Annotated in this window: 22 protein-coding genes, 1 other RNA gene and 1 pseudogene; 21 read left to right on the top strand and 3 right to left on the bottom strand. The window is 59.2% G+C overall.

Features of this window, described 5'->3' with window-relative positions; all coding sequences use genetic code 11:
• Positions 1-46: 46 nt before the first annotated feature.
• Positions 47-910: an acyl-CoA thioesterase II gene (gene tesB, locus J0X03_RS18655; protein ID WP_206975664.1), complete on the bottom strand. Its 864-nt coding sequence runs from the start codon at positions 908-910 to the stop codon at positions 47-49.
• A 231-nt stretch (positions 911-1141) separates the two neighbouring features.
• Here tesB and J0X03_RS18650 point away from each other — a divergent pair, with 231 nt between their 5' ends.
• Positions 1142-1633 (top strand): YbaY family lipoprotein, encoded by a 492-nt coding sequence (locus J0X03_RS18650; protein WP_033642087.1) that lies wholly within the window; start codon positions 1142-1144, stop codon positions 1631-1633.
• Positions 1634-1697: 64 nt separating this feature from the next.
• On the opposite strand, the gene J0X03_RS18645 is transcribed toward J0X03_RS18650, so the two are convergent.
• On the bottom strand, positions 1698-2012 hold the full coding sequence (locus J0X03_RS18645) for an MGMT family protein (RefSeq protein WP_033642088.1): 315 nt from the start codon (positions 2010-2012) through the stop codon (positions 1698-1700).
• 156 nt (positions 2013-2168) lie between these two features.
• Here J0X03_RS18645 and ffs point away from each other — a divergent pair.
• From ffs to J0X03_RS24280, 18 genes and pseudogenes are all read left to right on the top strand, one after another.
• Positions 2169-2265: signal recognition particle sRNA small type (gene ffs, locus J0X03_RS18640), an RNA gene on the top strand.
• Positions 2266-2630: 365 nt separating this feature from the next.
• A complete protein-coding gene (locus J0X03_RS18635) occupies positions 2631-3428 on the top strand; it encodes a winged helix-turn-helix domain-containing protein (protein WP_069100184.1) in 798 nt (265 codons plus the stop codon).
• Positions 3413-3907, top strand: a complete 495-nt coding sequence (locus J0X03_RS18630) for a FidL-like protein (RefSeq protein WP_033642090.1) — start codon at positions 3413-3415, stop codon at positions 3905-3907. The genes J0X03_RS18635 and J0X03_RS18630 overlap by 16 nt, the downstream gene beginning before the upstream one ends.
• Before the next feature lie 434 nt (positions 3908-4341).
• Positions 4342-4785: a winged helix-turn-helix domain-containing protein gene (locus J0X03_RS18625; protein WP_226772955.1), complete on the top strand. Its 444-nt coding sequence runs from the start codon at positions 4342-4344 to the stop codon at positions 4783-4785.
• A gap of 111 nt (positions 4786-4896) precedes the next feature.
• Complete coding sequence (locus J0X03_RS18620) at positions 4897-5319, top strand: type II secretion system protein N (RefSeq protein ID WP_052133747.1); 423 nt, start codon at positions 4897-4899, stop codon at positions 5317-5319.
• A 51-nt stretch (positions 5320-5370) separates the two neighbouring features.
• Positions 5371-7335 carry a type II secretion system secretin GspD gene (gene gspD, locus J0X03_RS18615; protein WP_084710318.1) on the top strand — a complete coding sequence of 655 codons (1965 nt, stop codon included), beginning with the start codon at positions 5371-5373 and terminating at the stop codon, positions 7333-7335.
• Positions 7332-8828, top strand: a complete 1497-nt coding sequence (gene gspE / locus J0X03_RS18610; RefSeq protein WP_046688364.1) for a type II secretion system ATPase GspE — start codon at positions 7332-7334, stop codon at positions 8826-8828. Before gspD ends, gspE begins: the two co-directional genes overlap by 4 nt.
• Entirely contained in the window at positions 8818-10029 is a 1212-nt protein-coding gene (gene gspF, locus J0X03_RS18605; RefSeq protein ID WP_084710326.1) for a type II secretion system inner membrane protein GspF, read from the top strand. Before gspE ends, gspF begins: the two co-directional genes overlap by 11 nt.
• Positions 10030-10070: 41 nt before the next feature.
• Positions 10071-10499, top strand: coding sequence for a type II secretion system major pseudopilin GspG (gspG, locus tag J0X03_RS18600; protein ID WP_033644207.1), 429 nt, complete (start codon positions 10071-10073; stop codon positions 10497-10499).
• Positions 10496-11071, top strand: a complete 576-nt coding sequence (locus tag J0X03_RS18595; protein ID WP_069100187.1) for a prepilin-type N-terminal cleavage/methylation domain-containing protein — start codon at positions 10496-10498, stop codon at positions 11069-11071. The genes gspG and J0X03_RS18595 overlap by 4 nt, the downstream gene beginning before the upstream one ends.
• Positions 10983-11330 carry a type II secretion system minor pseudopilin GspI gene (gene gspI, locus J0X03_RS18590; RefSeq protein ID WP_046688366.1) on the top strand — a complete coding sequence of 116 codons (348 nt, stop codon included), beginning with the start codon at positions 10983-10985 and terminating at the stop codon, positions 11328-11330. Before J0X03_RS18595 ends, gspI begins: the two co-directional genes overlap by 89 nt.
• Positions 11327-11941 (top strand): type II secretion system minor pseudopilin GspJ, encoded by a 615-nt coding sequence (gspJ, locus tag J0X03_RS18585; protein ID WP_042783795.1) that lies wholly within the window; start codon positions 11327-11329, stop codon positions 11939-11941. The genes gspI and gspJ overlap by 4 nt, the downstream gene beginning before the upstream one ends.
• Positions 11938-12255, top strand: coding sequence for a type II secretion system protein GspK (locus J0X03_RS24215; RefSeq protein ID WP_230358654.1), 318 nt, complete (start codon positions 11938-11940; stop codon positions 12253-12255). Before gspJ ends, J0X03_RS24215 begins: the two co-directional genes overlap by 4 nt.
• Positions 12209-12874 (top strand): type II secretion system protein GspK, encoded by a 666-nt coding sequence (locus tag J0X03_RS18580; RefSeq protein ID WP_328392677.1) that lies wholly within the window; start codon positions 12209-12211, stop codon positions 12872-12874. The genes J0X03_RS24215 and J0X03_RS18580 overlap by 47 nt, the downstream gene beginning before the upstream one ends.
• 3 nt (positions 12875-12877) lie before the next feature.
• The gene (gene gspL, locus J0X03_RS18575) at positions 12878-14011 is read left to right on the top strand and encodes a type II secretion system protein GspL (RefSeq protein WP_060659861.1); all 1134 of its coding nucleotides are present in this window, start codon (positions 12878-12880) and stop codon (positions 14009-14011) included.
• Positions 14008-14502 carry a type II secretion system protein GspM gene (gspM, locus tag J0X03_RS18570; protein WP_046688369.1) on the top strand — a complete coding sequence of 165 codons (495 nt, stop codon included), beginning with the start codon at positions 14008-14010 and terminating at the stop codon, positions 14500-14502. The genes gspL and gspM overlap by 4 nt, the downstream gene beginning before the upstream one ends.
• Positions 14487-14765, top strand: a pseudogene (locus tag J0X03_RS24310) (prepilin peptidase); the annotation flags it as partial. The gene gspM and the pseudogene J0X03_RS24310, both read left to right, overlap by 16 nt.
• A 30-nt stretch (positions 14766-14795) precedes the next feature.
• A complete protein-coding gene (locus tag J0X03_RS24280; protein WP_277988501.1) occupies positions 14796-15302 on the top strand; it encodes a prepilin peptidase in 507 nt (168 codons plus the stop codon).
• Here the strand turns inward: J0X03_RS24280 and gspS are convergent.
• The gene (gene gspS / locus J0X03_RS18560; RefSeq protein ID WP_052752709.1) at positions 15299-15661 is read right to left on the bottom strand and encodes a type II secretion system pilot lipoprotein GspS; all 363 of its coding nucleotides are present in this window, start codon (positions 15659-15661) and stop codon (positions 15299-15301) included. The two genes, J0X03_RS24280 and gspS, sit on opposite strands and share 4 nt — an antisense overlap.
• A gap of 257 nt (positions 15662-15918) precedes the next feature.
• Between gspS and gbpA the strand changes: the two genes are divergently transcribed.
• Positions 15919-17346, top strand: coding sequence for an N-acetylglucosamine-binding protein GbpA (gene gbpA / locus J0X03_RS18555; RefSeq protein ID WP_096241962.1), 1428 nt, complete (start codon positions 15919-15921; stop codon positions 17344-17346).
• Positions 17347-17398: 52 nt separating this feature from the next.
• A complete protein-coding gene (locus J0X03_RS18550) occupies positions 17399-17917 on the top strand; it encodes a cytochrome b (protein ID WP_033651103.1) in 519 nt (172 codons plus the stop codon).
• Position 17918 lies beyond the last annotated feature (1 nt).

Genomic DNA, 17918 nt, shown 5'->3' with positions numbered 1-17918 from the left:
GCAAAAAGGGGCGATGGAAACATCGCCCCTTCCTTTATGCCGCGAATCAGGCGTCGCGTTGGCGAATCACCCCTTCCTGTACGGTGGTGGCGACCAGCACGCCGTCGCGGGTGTATATCTGGCCGCGCACAAAGCCGCGTGCGCCGGAGGCGGAGGAGCTTTCCACCGCGTACAGCAGCCAATCATCCATGCGGAACGGGCGGTGGAACCACATTGAATGGTCGATGGTGGCCACCTGCATGCCCGGCTCGAGGAAGCCGACGCCGTGCGGCTGCAGCGCCGTCGGCAGGAAGTTAAAGTCCGATGCGTAGCCCAGCAGATATTGGTGGATGCGCGCATCGTCCGGCATGCTGCCGTTGGAGCGGAACCACACGTAGCGATGCGGTTCTTCCACGCTGCCCTTCAACGGGTTGTGGAATTTCACCGGGCGCATTTCGATCGGCTTCTGACCGATAAATTTTTCGCGTACTTTGGTCGGCAGCATCGGCGCCAGCTTCTGAGCAATCTCTGATTCGGACAGCAGCCCTTCCGGCGGCGGCACGTCCGGCATCTGGTTCTGGTGCTCGAAACCTTCTTCCGGGCTCTGGAAGGAGGCGGTCATATAGAAGATAGGTTTGCCGTGCTGGATGGCGCTGACGCGACGGGCGCTGAAGCTGTTGCCGTCGCGCAGGGTTTCTACGTCGTAGACGATCGGCTTGCTGCTGTCGCCCGGGCGCAGGAAGTAGCTGTGGAACGAGTGCACGCTGCGCTCGTCCGGCACCGTCTGTTTGGCGGCGTACAGCGCCTGGCCGACCACTTGCCCGCCGAACACCTGACGCAGCCCCAGATCTTCGCTTTGGCCGCGGAACAGCCCTTCTTCGATTTTCTCCAGATCCAACAGATCGAGGAGGTTTTGCAATGCCTGGCTCATAAAATTGTTACCTTTCTAATAATCATTTTGCGCAGTGTGCGGAATATCACGGCGCGGCGTCAATATCTTGCGTTAAAGGGCCGATGAGAATGCTCTTAATAGTGAGCGCATTGGGCTGGCTAAGTGATTAATAGGCGGGGCAAAGTGGATTTATCAGTGTTTTGTGCTAAGTTTAATGAGTGAGGTGGTGAAAGCCACCAACGTGTTGATAATAAAAAAGGAGACCGATCCATGAAACTCTGGCAAATCGTAGGCGGTGCCGCAGCACTGACGATCACGCTGGCAGGATGCGCGCAAAAGAGTGCTGATGTGCCTACACCGGCGGCCGGCAACCCGGCGGCTGCGCAAACGCAGATTCAGGGGCCGGCGGTGACAGGTTCGGTTAATATACGTCAGCGCATTGCGCTGCCGCCGGACGCCGTACTGACTGTCACCCTCTCTGATGCCTCGCTGGCGGATGCGCCGTCCAAAGTGATTGCACAGCGCGCGATACGTACCGAAGGGCAACAAGCGCCGTTCAACTTTACGCTGCCGTACAACCCGTCTGATATCCAACCGAATGCGCGCATCATTCTGAGCGCGGCGGTGACGGTCAACGGGCGACTGATGTTCATTACCGACACGATCCAGGAAGTGGTTAACCGCAACGGCACCCGCGCCGATCTGCTGCTGGTTCCGGTGCAGGGCGTGCCGATGCAGGCTGCGCCAAGCGCGATGCAGTAATTCTGCTGCGGTACGGCAAGACCCAATCAACAGCCTTTGCGCTTCGGCCAAAGGCTGTTTTGTTTTACCAGCGCCAGCCGTAGCGATCGAAATCGACCGTGCTGTGCGGGCCGAAAATAATCCCCTCCGCCAGCAATGCCTGCCGTTGCCGTTGAAAATCCTCCCCCTGTTGCGAGATTTGCCCGTGCCGGTTGATTACGCGGTGCCACGGCAGCGTGCTGCCTTCCGGCAAACGCCGCAGCACACCGCCGACCTGACGCGCGGCGCGCGGCGAACCGGCCAGACGGGCGACTTCACCGTAGGTGGTGACTTTGCCGTACGGAATAGCGGCCACGATATGGAATACCCGCTGGCTGAAAGAGGCGTCTTCTGGTTGCATGTTGCAGTTCCTGCGCGAGTCAAAACCCAGGCGGAGAGTGTGCCACAATGCAGGTGGGCAAGAAAACAGCGGTTGGCCCGGGTTGGCTTGCTATTTGATGGGGCATCGCCGATAATGCCCACCGCTTCGGAGTACAGAAGCCGTCAATGGGGACCCTGTTGGTTCTCCCGCAACACTAACTTGTGAACTCGGTCAGGTCCGGAAGGAAGCAGCCGCAGCAGGTGACGTGTGTGCCGGGATGTAGCTGGCAGGGTCCCCACCCATTTGCGTCCCGCAAAACGCTCTTCCCCGTTATTCATCAAGTCGATACGCTGAACAGGCGTTACTTTCACGTCGCGATCGCGAAGCGTGTCCTCTGCACCGTTTTAGCCTTTATCCCCCTGATAGAAATGTATTGTTGCCAACAGATCCGATGACGGCGAAAAAATAACGCGTATACCGCCATTTGTGGGACAAATAAGGATGGAGAGATGGGGAAAATTCTTAAAGTTGCGCACCTGTTGGGATGACGTTAGTATTGTTTTTTCTCTGTGCGAAAAAACTATCCGCGCTTAGCGGCGGTCGTCGAACTGGCTCAATAAGTTTAAATAATAACCCGTGTGCGCTGTCAGGCTAAACATGATTTATATCATTGATAAAGATATTACATTTAATACTGAAAACGGTTCATTGAAAAGTTTAAAGAAGGGGCGGGAAGTTTTCTTATCCAGCGTCAATGCCAGAGTATTCAAATGCTTGCTTGAACACGGCCATGAGACGGTGAGCCGCGAGACGCTGTTGCAGCAGGTTTGGACCGATCACGGTTTGAGCGCCTCTTCCGCGACGTTAAATCAATATATCAGCCTGACCCGACGCGCATTGACGTCTGTCGGTTTCAACGAGCGCCTCATCGTTACCCTATCCAAAAAGGGGTATAGACTTAATCGAATAATACCTGTCGACCGACTGCGGATTGATTTACCCGAGCCCCCTCAGCTTGCCGATGCCGCGGTGACGTTGGCGTCACCTGCCGCAACGACAAAAAACACCTATCACTATTTTTTTATTCTGCTGCGCAGTTTATCGATCGTCGTACCCTTATCTTTTCTGGCGCTGTGCTTCATCTATTACAAGCACCATCGCGACAGTGAAAAGAAGCAGGTATTGTCCTACGTCGGCACGGTGAACGGTTGCCCGATCTACTATGCCGGCCATTTTTTGGCGAATCACCAGGACGGCTACTTGCAGTTTCTGGTCAGGAAAGATTTGTATGGCCGACATTGCCGATCCGGCGAGGTCGTCATTACCAAGGTTAACCGTTCTCAAAATGCCAATGAAGACAGCGGACGCCAGTTTATCGCCAAATGCACGAAGGACAGTGCGGCTGTTTTGCATAACTGTGAGAGCGAGTACATTCGGGCATGGAAAAAAAGTTAAATATTCTGTCAGCCACGCTGGTCGGCCTGTGCGTGTTGACCGGCAGCGTGATGTATTCCCTGATACGCAGCCATCATGACTTCAGTGATTTTTCCTGTGAAGCGAACGCCACGTTCAATTATTTCAATTCACTGGACGCGCAGGCGGCCCATAACGACATTCAGCTGTCGCTGAAAATAAACTACATCTTTTTGTCCGGCGATAAGGGCGTGATGGTCCTGTCGGGGTTAGCCAACGACGGTGAAAAGAAATACTTCGTCAATCGGCGGGTTAACTTCAGCTATGTTTCGCAGGGGAGTTTTTATCGCTTTCAGTATGGCGAGGTCAACTATTCGCCGCGTGATACCTTGCCGGAAGAGATTTATACCTACTTTTTCAGCAATGAGTCGACGTTTTATCATATTCGCAGCATTGATAAAAACACGTTGATGTTTAGCAATGCCTATTCGCCGATGTTCTTATGCAATATTGAATCCTGACGTTTACTTTATTGCCCCTCCGATAAAGATGTATTTTATTTGCCGTTTATAGCGTTCCGCCGTCTTTTTAGCGCACAACTAATAACATGAGTTATTATCGGTCATTGTCTATTTTTCGCATCACTAATCGAATTTAATGGCGGTTCACTTATTTTATAAATTCTTCTATCACCATGTTTTTAAATGACTTAATGGCTTTAGGTTTGTGTTGTTTTGTTAGATTAATTTTATATTGTTTATTTTAAATAAATAAGTTGCATGAATATTTTTAACATGATTAATTGAGCCGGCTCTTAACACGGCGAACCACTTATTTGCGTTGAAAATGCATCTGCCGCATGCGTGCAAAGGTAATGGCACAGGGAGCCTTTGGACTTCATTAAACTGATAGGCGAGAGATGGACATACATAGCATTGCCCTGAACGAGACTCTGTTGGAAAATGAGTTGGTGATCTTAAACAACAATGAAAAGACGCTGTTATTTAAAAAAGAGAATGTGCTCATCGAAATGACCGAATTGCAGCGGCGTTTCATGCTGTGCCTGTTGAGTGGCATCTATAAGAAAAATGACATTATTCGCGCAGTCTGGTTCTGCAACCATGAGACCATCAGCGACAATAACTATTATCAAATGATATTCCAATGCCGCGCTTTGCTCTCCCGCCACGGTATTCCGGGCGAGGTGATCAAAACCATTCCCCGATTTGGCGTGATGCTGAGTTTCCAGGCCTGCGAACGCGCGAATACGCGGGAGCAATGCTTGGCACCGGCGGCTAATAAACAGCGGCGAACGTGGCTGGACGCCGTGAATTATAAAGTGGCGCTGGCCATCACGCTGCTGTTTTCCGTGGCGATGGTGTTGGGCATTTCCGCTTAGCGTTGGCGCCGTTGAATAACCGGGGGGCCAGTGAGCAAGCGGTTGATAGACTTTTTTATTCTACTTTTCTTCCTGGCTAATTTGACGTTCATGCTTTCTCAGGTGTGGCGAATGATAACCGTGAATAACGAACCCGTTGAGCCGCACCTTGAAAGTGGGCGTGAGCAAGTGCGCCATGGCGTTTTTCCCCAGGAAGATGACATCGAGAAAATTAACGACGCACACTGGTTTGGCCGCTATCAGGCGGCGAAAAGCGGCGAAAAGGCGCGCGGGTATAAGGTCGGCGAGTGGACGATCGGCGCCGAGCTGCTGGCTAACGCGCCGGAGGCCGCGACGCTCGGCAAGATAACCGGTCTGCTGTTCAGTGATAACGCCGAAAAAAGCCTGGTTATCGTGGAACATGGCGGTAAGCAAACCGGGTATGGCGTTGGCGACCGGCTGGTCGGCAGCAATGCCGTTATCGTGCGGATATTAAAAAACAAAATACTGCTCGATGAAAACGGTTATTACGCCGCGCTGACGTTTAAAGAGTAGCCGGCGCGCCGCTTCGGCGTGGGGTGTTTTACAGCATAAGGCAACACTGTGATGACGCATTTTATTTTTCGTTCCCGCGCAGGCTGGAGCGCCGGTTTATGGCGCGCGTTAGCGGCGGTGGCCGTCATGATTGCCCTGGGGGGCCTGGCGCATGCGGAGCAATTCTCCGCCAATTTCAAAGGCACGGACATTCAGGAATTTATCAATACGGTCAGTAAAAACCTGAGCAAGACCATCATTATCGATCCGGCGGTGAAAGGTAAGGTTACGGTGCGCAGCTACGAACAGCTCAACGAGAAGCAATATTACCAGTTCTTTCTCAATGTGCTGGACGTCTACGGCTATACGGTCATCGGCATGCCCAACAATGTCCTGAAGGTGATCGCCGCCAAAGAGGGAAAAAGAGCCGCGCTGTCGCAAAGCGGCAGCGAGGCGATCGCCGAAGGGGATGAAGTGGTGATGCGCGTGGTGCCGCTGCGCAATATCGCGGCCAAAGACGTTTCTCCGATCTTGCGCCAGCTTAACGACAGCATCGGCGTGGGCAGCGTGGCGCATTACGAGCAGGGCAATGCGCTGTTGATCACCGGCCGAGCCGGGGTGGTCAACGGCCTGCTCGACCTTGTCAGGGAGATGGATCAGGACGACGGCAATCAGGTCGAGACCTTCGCGCTGAAGCATGCGGCGGCGCCGGAGATTGCGCGGATGGTGAACGAACTGTTTCGCGAAGAGGGTAAACGGCGTATGGCCGGGGCAGGCTCGCTGCGGCTGGTGGCGGATGAGCGCACCAACAGCGTGATGATCGCCGGGGACGATCGGGCCCGCGAACACGCCAAAGAACTGATTGAGCAGTTGGATAACAAGAGTGTCACCCAAGGCAATACCCAGGTCATTCCGCTCAAATACGCCAAGGCGCAGAGCCTGGTCGAGGTGCTGACCGGCGTGAGCGCGGGCCTGCAAAACGAGAAAGAGAGCGCCGCCGCCAACGTGGCGCTGTTGAAAAATGTGGTGATCAAGGCCGATGAGCAGACCAATGCGCTGATCATCACCGCCGCGCCGGACGTGATGCGCGATCTGGAGGCGGTGGTCGCCAAGCTGGATGTACGGCGCGCGCAGGTGCTGGTCGAAGCGGTGATCGTCGAGGTGCAGGATGGGCAGGGGCTGAACATCGGCGTGCAGTGGGCCAACAAATACGGCGGCGGCACGCAGTTCGCCGGCCAGGCGCCCGGCATCTCGGCGGGGTTCGAAAACGGCATGAGCGATGTGTTCGGCAAGGCCAACGGCCTGATGACCGGTTTCTACAGCGGCAACTGGGGCGTATTGCTGTCCGCCATCGCCAGCAACAACCAAAACAATATCCTGGCTACGCCGAGCATCGTTACGCTCGATAACGCCGAGGCGGAGTTCAGCGTCGGCCAGGATGTACCGATCCTCACCGGTTCGCAAACCACCAACAGCGATAACGTCTTCAATACCGTGTCGCGCAAAACGGTGGGCATCAAGCTCAAGGTCAAACCGCAGATCAATCAGGGCCAGTCCGTGCTGATGCAGATCGAGCAGGAGGTCTCCAGCGTTGCCGACAGCGCCGGCGCTACGCCGGATTCGCTGGGGGCGACCTTCAATATCCGCACGGTCAACAATACGGTGCTGGTGGACAGCGGTGAGACCGTGGTGGTGGGCGGGCTGCTGGACAAGTCCAACTCGGAGCTGGAGAGCAGCGTGCCGATCCTGGGCAAGATCCCGCTGGTGGGGGCGCTGTTTCGCTCGAACGCCACCAAAGCGAGCAAGCGTAATTTGATGCTGTTTATCCGCCCGACCATCATTCGCAGCTCCGAGGGGTATGCCCGGCAGAGCCAGCGCAAGTTAGGCAAGTTCGACGCCGAGCAGCAGGACGATCGTGAGCTGAATAACGCACTGCGCAGCGAGATCGCCGGCGATAAGAAGGCGATCGACAATCGGGCGTTCCTCGCCACCGTCGCGCGTATCGAGGCGTTTTATTCGCGCGGAGCGCGCCCGTGAAGCCCCGTTCTGTGGGGCCGCGGCTGCCTTTTGGCTGGGCGCGGCAGCATGGCGTGCTGGCCGTCGACGGGCAGAGCGGCATCCAACTGTATTGTCACCCCGAGACCCGCCAGGCCGCGTTGATGGAGGCGTACCGCTGCCTGCCCGGTGAGCCGACGCTGGCCCGGCTGGACACGGAGGCCTTTGAACAACGGCTGGTGGCGCACTATCAGCGGGAAAGCGGCCAGGCGCAGAAAATGATCGACGATCTGGGCGGCGAACTGGATTTCTATGCGTTGGCGGAAGAGCTGCCGCAGCAGCAAGACCTGTTGGACGAACAGGACGATGCGCCGATTATCCGCCTGATTAACGCCTTGCTGAGTGAGGCGATCAAAGAGCGCGCCTCCGATATTCACATCGAAACCTACGAGAGCGAGCTGGTGATCCGTTTTCGTATTGACGGCGCGCTGCGCCGCATTCTGGCGCCGCAGCGCAAGTTGGCGGCGCTGCTGGTGTCGCGCATCAAGGTCATGTCGAAGCTGGATATCGCCGAGAAGCGCGTGCCGCAGGATGGGCGCATGGCGCTGAAGGTTGGCGGGCGGGCGATCGACGTGCGGGTGTCGGTGATGCCGGCCAGCCACGGCGAGCGCGTGGTCATGCGCCTGTTGGATAAACAGGGCGTGCGGCTCGAACTGCCCAGCCTGGGCATGGCGGCGGCGCACCAACAGGCGTTGCTGCGCCTGATCCGCCAGCCGCACGGCATTATTCTGGTCACCGGCCCGACCGGTTCGGGCAAGAGCACCACGCTTTATACCTTGCTGAACCAGATCAATGACGAACAGCGCAACATCATGACGATCGAAGATCCCGTCGAGTATGAACTGGCCGGCATCGCGCAGACGCAGGTGAACCCCAAAGTGGACATGACCTTCGCGCGCGGGCTGCGCGCGCTGCTGCGTCAGGATCCCGATGTGGTGTTGATCGGCGAGATCCGCGACGGTGAAACGGCGCAGATCGCGGTGCAGGCCTCATTGACCGGACATCTGGTGCTGTCGACCCTGCATACCAACACGGCGATCGGCGCCGTGACCCGGCTGCGGGACATGGGCGTTGAACCGTTTTTGCTTTCCAGCTCGCTGAGCGGCGTGTTGGCGCAGCGCCTGGTGCGCCGGCTTTGTCCGCACTGTCGCGAGCCTTATGCGCTGCCTGACGCGCAGCGGCGCCAACTGGGGCTGGCGTCGACGCGGGCGCTGACCTGCTGGCGCCCGATAGGATGCGAGGCCTGCGGCGGGCAGGGCTATCGCGGCCGAATCGGTTTGCATGAACTGTTGGTGCTGGATGAACCGATGCGCAGGGCAATCCACCGTAGCGACGGTGAGCTGGACATCGCCAGGCTGGCCGGGGAGCGCTATCAGCCGCTGCGCCAGGATGGGATCGCCAAAATGTGCGCCGGAGAGACCAGCCTGGAAGAAGTGTTGCGGGTGACGCGCGAAGGGGATGGCGATGAAGTTTGATTATCGCGCCTGCGATCGTGAGGGGCGCGCCCGGCGTGGCGTGTTGGAGGCGGATTCTCTGCGCCAGGCCCGCGATCGGCTGCGTGAGAAGGGGTGGCAGGTGCTGGCGGTGCAGGCGCGCAGGCGATCCGCTCTTGCCGGCCTGCTCGCCGGCCGTTGGATGGGCGGCGTGAGCAGCGGCGATCTGGCGCTGCTCACCCGGCAACTGGCGACGCTGCTGTCTGCCGCGCTGCCGCTGGAAGAGGCGCTGATGGCGGTGGCGCGGCAAACGGAGAAAAAAGGCCTGCAGGCGGCGTTGACTCAGGTGAGGCAGCGCATTCTGGAGGGTTTCCCGCTGGCGCAGGCGCTGGGGCAGTATCCGCAGATTTTTGACCGTCTCTATTGCGCCATGGTGGCGGCCGGTGAGATTGCCGGCCATCTGGGGCCGGTGCTGGAACGGCTGGCTGACTATGTCGAACAGCGCCAGCACATGAAGAACAAGATCGTGCAGGCGTTGGTGTACCCGATGGTGCTGACGGCGGTGGCGATTGGCGTGGTGGCTATCTTGCTGACGGCAGTGGTGCCGAAGGTGATCGAACAGTTTGTGCATATGAAGCAGACCTTGCCGCTGTCGACCCGGATGCTGCTTGGCGCCAGCGACGGATTGCGCCAATGGGGGGCGGCGGTGTTGATGGCGGCGCTGGCGGGCTTTGGCGCTTTCCGTTATCGCCTGCGGGATCCGGCGCGGCGCGCACGCTGGCATGCGTTCATCCTGCGGCTGCCGGTGGTCGGCAAACTGTCGCTGGCGGTGAATACCGCGCGCTACGCCAAAACGCTGAGCATTTTGAACGCCAGCGCCGTGCCGTTGCTGGAGGCGATGCGCATCAGCGCCGGCGTGTTGGGTAACGAGGCTGCCCGTGAGCGCCTGCTGGCGGCGATGGAGCGGGTGCGAGAGGGGGAAGGATTGTCGCCGTCGCTTGAAGGCACCGCGCTGTTCTCGCCGATGATGCGACACATGATCATGTCCGGCGAGCGCAGCGGCGAACTGGACATGATGCTCGAACGGGCGGCGGCGATGCAGCAGGAGGCCTTCAGCCGGCAAATCACGCTGGCGCTGGGGCTGTTTGAGCCTTTATTGGTGATCGCGATGGCCGGTTCGGTGCTGTTTATCATTCTGGCCATCCTGCAGCCGATATTGCAGCTCAATAATATGGTCGGCTAATCATGCCATTAATGGAGAGTAAAGTGAGTCATATCAGCAATATGCGCAGGTCCCGGCAGCGTGGGTTCACGCTGCTGGAAATCATGGTGGTGATCGTCATTCTGGGGCTGTTGGCCAGCCTGACCATCCCAAGCCTGATGGGTAACAAGGAGAAGGCCGATCGGCAAAAGGCCGCCAGCGATATCGTCGCGCTGGAGAACGCGCTGGATATGTACAAGCTGGATAACGGCCGTTATCCCAGCGCGGAGCAGGGGCTGGCGGCGCTGGTGACCCGGCCGACGCTGGCACCGATCCCAAGGAATTATCCCGAAGACGGTTATATCCGCCGCTTGCCGCAAGACCCCTGGGGGCAAGCGTATCGTCTGCGCAACCCGGGGCGCCATGGCAAGCTGGATGTGTTCACGCTGGGGCCGGACGGTGTCGCCGATACCGATGATGACATCGGTAACTGGGTGGCCGACGCGCCATGAGGCGCATACGCGGTTTTACGCTGCTGGAGACCATGTTGGTATTGCTGCTGCTGGGGGTGACCAGCGGCCTGGTGATGCTGAGTTTTCCGGCGGATGAGAAGCCGTTGGCGCAGCAGGGAGAGCGATTGAGCCATTGGCTGAATGCCCTCGCCGAGCGGGCCGAGCGCGAAGGGGTGAGGTATGGCGTGGCGTTCGATGACGGCGGTTGGCGCAGCGTCGCCGAAGCGGGGCGGGAGAGCCGGGAGCAGTACGCTCTGCCGGACGGCGTCGCGCTGCGGCTGAGCGTTGAAGGGCAAACCGTCGCGCTCGCCGCAGAGGCGGCGCTGCCACAGGTGTGGCTGTATCCGGGGGGCGAAACCACGGCGTTCAGCGTGGAGCTATCCCAGGGCAAGTGTCTGTGGCGATTGCAGGCGCCCGGTTACTTTGTATTTGAAACGACGGACATTCGTTGCGATGACGCGGAAAATGAGACGCCAGCAGGGCATGACGCTGCTGGAAGTGATGGTGGCCATGATGATCTTCGCCATCGGCTGTCTGGCGCTGATCAACAGCACCGGCGGCCAGGTGCGTAGCCTGAGCGCGATCGAAGCCAAGACCGTGGCGCTGTGGGTGGCGGACAACCAGCTGACGCTGCTGCAGCTCGAGCCCCGCCCACCGACGCTCGCCTGGCATTCGGGCACCACGGTAATGGCCGGTGAAACCTGGCACTGGCGCTATCGCGGGCGGGAGACCAGCGACGCCGGGATGCGGGCGATCGCGATTGAAGTCAGGCGCGACCCGCAGGATCGCAATGCGCTGGTGGAGATGCTCACCTACAGGGCGTTGTTGTGAAGCGCGCTTTGCAACGGGGTTTTACGCTGGTGGAAATGCTGTTGGCCATCGCCCTGTTCGCCATGCTGTCGCTCACCGCATTGACGGTCTTCAGAGGCGTGCTGAAAAACGACGAAATCACCCAGCGCAAATCGACGCAGTTGACCCAGCTGCAACGGGCGCTGGCGATCGTCGAGCGCGATTTGACGCAGGCGCAGGCGCGCGCGCCGACCGGCGATAAACGCTGGCCGGCGGCGCCGGAGTTTGCGGTGCTGCAGACGGCGGGAGAGGAAGGCGGCGATTTTCAGCTGTTGCTGATCCGAAACGGCTGGCCGAACCCCCAGGCCCGATTGCCGCGAGCCACGCAGGAGCGGGTGGCGTATCGCTACCGGCAGGGGCGGCTCGAACGCCTCAGTTACCCGAATTTGAGCAGCCCGCAGGCGGCGGCGCGCAGCGTGCTGCTGCTGTCTGAGGTGACGCGGTTCCAATTGCGTTTTTACCGGCAGGGCGAATGGTTGACGGCCTGGCGCGCCGGCGGGCTGCTGCCGCAGGCGGTGGAAATCGCCATCGACACCCCCGCGCTGGGGGAAGTCCGGCGCATCGTCACGTTGCCCGCTGCGAGGCCACTATGAATAAACAACGCGGTATGGCGCTGTTGATGGTGTTGCTGATGATGTCGCTGATGGCGATCGTGGCGGTCAATATCAACGATAACTGGCAGCGTTCGCTGGTGCGCACCCAGTCTCAGCAGGATCGACTGAGGGCGAAATGGTTGCTGCTGGGCGGCGAGAGCTACGCCCGGCAGCGGCTGCAGCAGGCGGGAGAGCTACGCCCGGCAGCGGCTGCAGCAGGCGGGAGAGCAGCGGAAGGCGTGGGGGGCATCAGGGGTGACCTTCAGCATGCGCACCGAAGAGGGGGAAGTGGCGATACGTCTGCGCCGCGTTGACGCCTGTTTCAACCTCAACGCCCTGATCCGCGTCGCTGGCCCGGCGGATGTCGGCGATAGCGAGGGGGGCCCCCCCAATAAGGAGAGGCGAATATTCATGCTGCTATTGAACAATCAGGGGATCGCCGCTGCCCAGGCGGGCGCGATTGCCGATGCGATCGTCGCCAGAGCCTATGGCGAAGGATATCTGATGGGGGATGTCAGCGAGCTGCGGGAGCTGGCCGGCATCGACCGCGAGCTTTATCTGCGTCTTGCGCCGCTGCTTTGTGCGGCGCCGGATGCCGAGCTGCGCCTCAATCCGGACGCCGTGAACGACGCTCAGCTGCCGCTGCTGCGGGCGATGTTGATGAACGCGCTGAGCGATGAGCGGCTGCTGGCGCTGCTGGCGGCCCGTCCGCCGCAGGGCTGGCAGACGCTGGCGTTTTTGTCGCAGGAAAAAGCGCTGCAGGCGCTGGGCGAGGATGGCCTTGGCGAGCGACTTATTTTCGACGATAACCGCTGGATTGCGCAGCTGCAGCTTAGGCTGAACGACGGGCGCTATCGGCTGGTCAGCGCGTTGCAGCCGGGCCCGTCAGGCGTCACGGTCAGCGGACGTCGGTTCGACAGAGGGGAAGGGTAAACGATGGCGAACACCATCCTGCTTATCGCGCTGGACGATGATGCGATGGCCGATGTGCGCTGGGGCCGCGTCGGCGAGACGCGCTGCCGCTTTGCCGCCCGCCTCGATCTGGCCGAAGGCGGTAGTGAGTTGGCGGCCATGGCGCAGGGCAGCCGGGTCGTGGTGCTGGTGCCTGCCCGTCATGTGGTGCTGAGACAAACGACATTCCAGGGCAAGGCCCGGCAGGCGACGCCGCTGGCGCTGGCGTACTCCCATGAGACCGGGTTGTTGACCGATGTCGAGCAGATGCATTGGGCGGTGCTGGGCAAGGTGCAGCGTGATTTCACTATCGCCGGCGTTGCGCTGGCGCAGATGCAAGGGTGGGTTGATAGCCTCAACGCCTGCGGCATTCGCGTCGATGCCCTGCTGCCCGACGTGCTGGCGTTGCCGTTGCCGAACCAATGCAGCGCACTGCGCTGGCGCGGACACTGGCTGCTCCGAACGGGGGGCATGCAGGGCATGCAGTTGCCCGATGCCTGGGGGGACAGCGTCCCGTGGCCGACGCCGGATTGGTGTCTGCACAGTGGCGGAGAGGTGCCGGCGGGCTGGGAAACGGCGCGTATCGATGAGGATCCGCTGTGGCGATTGGCGGAAGAGGCCTGGAACAGCACATCCACGCTGTTGCAGGGGCGTTTCAAACCGGGCGTGCGCTGGCCGCGCCGTCTGCCCGATAAGACCGCCTGCGCGATGCTGCTGCTCAGCGGTTCGCTGCTGGTGGGGGGCTTGCATCACCAATTGAAGGCCAGACAGAGCGAAAGCCAGATAACGGCGCTGACTCAGCGCCTGCTGCCGAGTGGCGAGACAGCGCCGGCGTTCGCCGAACGGGCGGCGCAAACGTGGGCACGGCGTATGCAAGACACCCTGAATGCGCCGCAGCTGTTCAGGCTGTTGCCCTACGCGGCCGAGGCGCTTGCTGTCTGGGAACCTCCGCAGTTGCAGGCGCTGGCTTTCGACGCTGCCGACGATCGTTTGGTGGTGACGGTAAACAGAAACGACGCGCCGCTGCCGGCGCCGGTCAACGACGGTGGCGTCAGCATGACGTTCAGCGAGGGAAGCGCGCCTAACCAGGCGATCCTGACGGTGAGAGGTGAGCGATGAACATCGGTTGGCGCGATAAGGCGCTGCGGCGGGCAGTGCTGTTAAGCCTGTTGATGCTGATGGCCTGCGGCTACTGCCTGTATCAGTTTTCACAGGCGCAAAAAAACGCACAACGGCTGGCGGCGCTGCGGGAGCAGGCGCGCGTCATCCAACAATTGCAGGCGCGTTTGCCGCAGAGCGCCGCCGCGCGCGAGCAACTGCCGGAGCGACTGCGACAGAGTGCGCTGGCATATCGCATCGCCATCGCCGAACTGACGGAAAGTGAAGCGGATGTGCGGGTCACGCTGCCGCCCGTGCCATTTGAACGCCTGTTGCCGTGGCTGGCCGCCCTGCAACGCGAGCACGGGATCCGCGTGCTCTCACTCGCCGCAGAACGTGCGGGGCAGGCGCCGGGCGTGGTGCAAATCAGCCAACTGCGGGTAACGGCGCAACCGGGATGTCACCCACGCGACGACAATAGAGGATCCAGAGAGCCATGCTATCCGCAATAAACGCAGTGGCCGATGAACACTGGCTGCTATTTAGCGCCGTGTTGAGCCTGTGCATCGGCAGTTTTATCAATGTGGTCGTTTATCGGCTGCCTGTCATGCTTGAGCGCGAAATGGAAATGGCGCAGGCCGAACGATTTAATCTCTTTTTGCCGCGTTCATTCTGCCCGTGTTGCACAATGAAAATACCGGCGCTCGATAATATTCCTTTATTAAGTTGGCTGCTGTTGCGCGGTCGCTGTCGTTATTGTCGCACGCCTATTTCCATCCGTTATCCACTGGTGGAGCTATTGCTGATGCTAATGGGAATAACGCTGGCCTGGCGCGTTGGCATCGGTGTGGATTGGTTTTTCATGTTGGCGTTTGCTGCATTGCTGCTGGCCTTGGCGGCGATCGACAGCGAGTGTCAGCTGTTGCCGGATTGCCTGACGTTGTCGCTGCTGTGGGCCGGGCTGTTGTGGCATTGCCTGGCGCACCCGGCATTTTTGCCGACGGCGGTCATCGGCGCGCTGGCGGGGTATTTGACGCTGTGGCTGCTGTATTGGGGATTTCGTCTCGCGACCGGCCGCGAGGGGCTGGGATACGGCGATTTTAAACTGCTGGCGGCGCTCGGCGCCTGGGGCGGCTATGCCGTTTTGCCGTCGATTCTGCTGTTTGCCGCCACCGGCAGCCTGCTGTGGCTGCTGCTGCGGGTGTGGCGCGGCGGCGATGGGGCACAGCCCCTGCCTTTCGGCCCGGGGTTGGCGGTGGCGGGCGCCGGCGCGGTAGCCTGCCAGTGGCTTGCGCTACCGCTGGCGAGTTAACGGAGCTGGGCTAAAAACGGCGCCAGCGTTCGGTTGAGTCCGCTGCACTTCTCTTGCAACGGCGTGGCGTCGGCCTCCAGCTGCGCGGCGACGTTTTTGCCTGCATCAAGCAACTGGGTGCGATTAAGCGCCGGCGCCCAGCCTTTTCTCTCCGCCGCCTGCAACGCCGCCGCCGCGAGTGGGTCGTTGGTCGGGATATCGGCGCGGTTGCAGCGTTCTCTCAGAAACTGGCCAGCGCCGACCAGCGATGACAGCTGGTCGCGCTGGATGGCGGCGTCAGGGGCCGATTTGGCGGCGTGCTGACAGCCGGATAACAGCAGGCATGCCATGAACGCCGTGGCGATGTTTTTCAATGTCACGTTATTTTCCCTGTGGAATTAATTGGCGCGGTGTCGGTATTTTCTTGCGCCGCATGGCGGCGCTTTACGAGGTCAGGAATATTTTAACCCTTTATCATGCGGTTTAATATTCTGACGGCATTAGGTTTTATTATTTTAATGCATTCTAAGTGCCGGGCGTTCAGGGCTTCTACTTATTATTCCTCTCGCGGTATCGCCGCATCTCTTTGAGTTTCTTCTCACTCAGTTGGAATCCAATAAATTTAACTGGAGTCGTAATGAAATTATCCAAAATCGCCCTGATGATGGCAGCGCTCACTGCCTCCTCGGCCGCCTGGTCGCACGGTTATATCGAAGTGCCCGAGAGCCGCGCCTACAAGTGCAAGCTGGGCAGCAACACCGACTGCGGCCGAGCGCAGTGGGAACCGCAGAGCGTCGAGCAGGTTTCCGGCTTCCCTGGCGGCGCGACGCCGCGCGACGGCCAGCTAGCCAGCGGCGGGGTGGGCGGTTTCGAGCCGCTGGATCGTCAGGGCGTCAACGTCTGGGCGTTGAACACCATGAAACCGGGACCGCAGACGTTCACCTGGTACCACACCGCCAAGCACAAAACCAATAACTGGCGTTATTACATCACCAAACAAGACTGGGACGTGAATAAGCCGCTGTCGCGCGAGGCTTTCGAAAAAGAGCCGTTCTGTGAAGTCGATGGCCATGCTCAGGCGCCAAAAGATCGCGAAGTGCACCAGTGCGTGGTACCGGAGAGAACCGGCTATCAGGTGATTTATGGCGTGTGGGAAATCAATGACACGGTGAACAGCTTCTATCAGGTGGTTGACGTCAACTTCGAGGACGACGGCGTCGTGTCCGAATGGCGCAAGCAGCTGCAAGGCTCTCTCTCCGGCAAAAACCTGCAGGTTGGCGACAAGGTGATCGCCCGCTTCTTCGATGCGGACGGTGAAGTGCTGACGATGAAAACCGAGCTGGCGATCGACAGTGAGGCGCTGACCGACAAAAACCGCTGGAGCCACGCGTTGGCCAGCAAGATCAACGCCGAACAGAAAGCGGTGCGTGCCGGGGTGAAAGACGGTAAAGGCAACGTCAATCCGGTGTTTGGCAATAATGCGGTCTTCGCCAAACAAGGCAGCACGATGAAGAGCGTGGTGATCTCCTATGAGGAAGAAACGCCGACTATCACCGAAGAGATCCGCATCGGCAACCTGTCCAGCACCAAGATCAAGGACGGTAAAGCTCAGCTGACCTTCAATGCCGAGGTTAAAGGCAAATTGACCGTTGAAGCGCGCGTTTACGATCACGGCCAGACGGAAAAAGGCTACGTGAAAGAGACGCTGGAAGACGCCAGCCAGCCGCTGACCGTCGCGCTGAACAACGTCAGCGAGGGCCATCACATGCTGAAAGTGATCGCCAGCAACGACAATGGGCAGAGCATTCAGCCGGATATCGAAAACTTCAATCTGGAAGCTGAATCCACCGGCGGTGGCGGCAATGGCGACTACAACTTCGTCTTCCCGAACGCGCTGAGTAAATACACCGCCGGCACCACGGTGCTGCAACCGAAAGACGGCAAGGTTTATCAGTGCAAACCTTTCCCTTACAGCGGTTACTGCATGCAGTGGAACAGCGGCGCGACTCAGTTTGAGCCGGGCGTGGGATCCAACTGGCAGGACGCCTGGGTCGTGAAAAAGTAAGTGCGCATCGGATAGTCAAGCGGCCAATGATGGCCGCTTTTAAAGGAGCTTTATGTCACACGAACCTGCCCGTTACGATCTTTTCAGTCGGTTACTGCATTGGGGCATTGCCGCCGTGATGATCTACGTCATGATCGTGGGTTATTCACTGCATTTTATGACGGATGCGCGCATCTTCGCCTTTTTCTCCGTGACCAATATGTCGTTGGCCTTGGTGCTGACACCGCTGATGGCGGCGCGCTTTATCTGGCGTTTTTTCCGGCCTAAAGTGCCTTATGGCGATATGCTGCAAGGGCGCGAGAAGGGGTTGGTGCATTTGCTGCACGAAATATTCTACCTGCTGATTTTCGTGGTGTTGCTGAGCGGATTTCTCATGCTGGAGCACGGCTTTGCGGTTTTCGGCGCGATCGATTTCCCCCGTCCGATTGCGAATCTTGAGGTTAATCGTTTCTTTTTCGCCGTGCACCGTTATTCATGCATCGCGCTGTCGGCCATGATTGTGCTGCACATCGCGGCGGTGATTAAGCATCACTGTTTCGCCCGGCGGGCGATTTTGCGCCGCATGCTCTGAG

Origin of the sequence: Serratia ureilytica, from assembly GCF_017309605.1 — a bacterium.
In the GTDB taxonomy this organism is placed as follows: domain Bacteria; phylum Pseudomonadota; class Gammaproteobacteria; order Enterobacterales; family Enterobacteriaceae; genus Serratia; species Serratia ureilytica.
The sequence above is the reverse complement of the archived record's forward strand: the minus strand, read 5'-3'. Positions and strand labels throughout refer to the sequence as shown.

Coding starts and splice junctions, on each gene's coding strand:
- J0X03_RS18650 (WP_033642087.1), top strand. CDS start 1,142: ATGAAACTCTGGCAAATCGTAGGCGGTGCCGCAGCACTGACGATCACG.
- J0X03_RS18645 (WP_033642088.1), bottom strand. CDS start 2,012: ATGCAACCAGAAGACGCCTCTTTCAGCCAGCGGGTATTCCATATCGTG.
- J0X03_RS24280 (WP_277988501.1), top strand. CDS start 14,796: ATGCTAATGGGAATAACGCTGGCCTGGCGCGTTGGCATCGGTGTGGAT.
- gspI (WP_046688366.1), top strand. CDS start 10,983: ATGACGCTGCTGGAAGTGATGGTGGCCATGATGATCTTCGCCATCGGC.
- gspF (WP_084710326.1), top strand. CDS start 8,818: ATGAAGTTTGATTATCGCGCCTGCGATCGTGAGGGGCGCGCCCGGCGT.
- gspL (WP_060659861.1), top strand. CDS start 12,878: ATGGCGAACACCATCCTGCTTATCGCGCTGGACGATGATGCGATGGCC.
- gspM (WP_046688369.1), top strand. CDS start 14,008: ATGAACATCGGTTGGCGCGATAAGGCGCTGCGGCGGGCAGTGCTGTTA.
- J0X03_RS24215 (WP_230358654.1), top strand. CDS start 11,938: ATGAATAAACAACGCGGTATGGCGCTGTTGATGGTGTTGCTGATGATG.
- J0X03_RS18620 (WP_052133747.1), top strand. CDS start 4,897: ATGATAACCGTGAATAACGAACCCGTTGAGCCGCACCTTGAAAGTGGG.
- J0X03_RS18630 (WP_033642090.1), top strand. CDS start 3,413: ATGGAAAAAAAGTTAAATATTCTGTCAGCCACGCTGGTCGGCCTGTGC.
- gspG (WP_033644207.1), top strand. CDS start 10,071: ATGCGCAGGTCCCGGCAGCGTGGGTTCACGCTGCTGGAAATCATGGTG.
- J0X03_RS18550 (WP_033651103.1), top strand. CDS start 17,399: ATGTCACACGAACCTGCCCGTTACGATCTTTTCAGTCGGTTACTGCAT.
- J0X03_RS18580 (WP_328392677.1), top strand. CDS start 12,209: ATGCGCACCGAAGAGGGGGAAGTGGCGATACGTCTGCGCCGCGTTGAC.
- gbpA (WP_096241962.1), top strand. CDS start 15,919: ATGAAATTATCCAAAATCGCCCTGATGATGGCAGCGCTCACTGCCTCC.
- J0X03_RS18635 (WP_069100184.1), top strand. CDS start 2,631: ATGATTTATATCATTGATAAAGATATTACATTTAATACTGAAAACGGT.
- J0X03_RS18595 (WP_069100187.1), top strand. CDS start 10,496: ATGAGGCGCATACGCGGTTTTACGCTGCTGGAGACCATGTTGGTATTG.
- tesB (WP_206975664.1), bottom strand. CDS start 910: ATGAGCCAGGCATTGCAAAACCTCCTCGATCTGTTGGATCTGGAGAAA.
- gspD (WP_084710318.1), top strand. CDS start 5,371: ATGACGCATTTTATTTTTCGTTCCCGCGCAGGCTGGAGCGCCGGTTTA.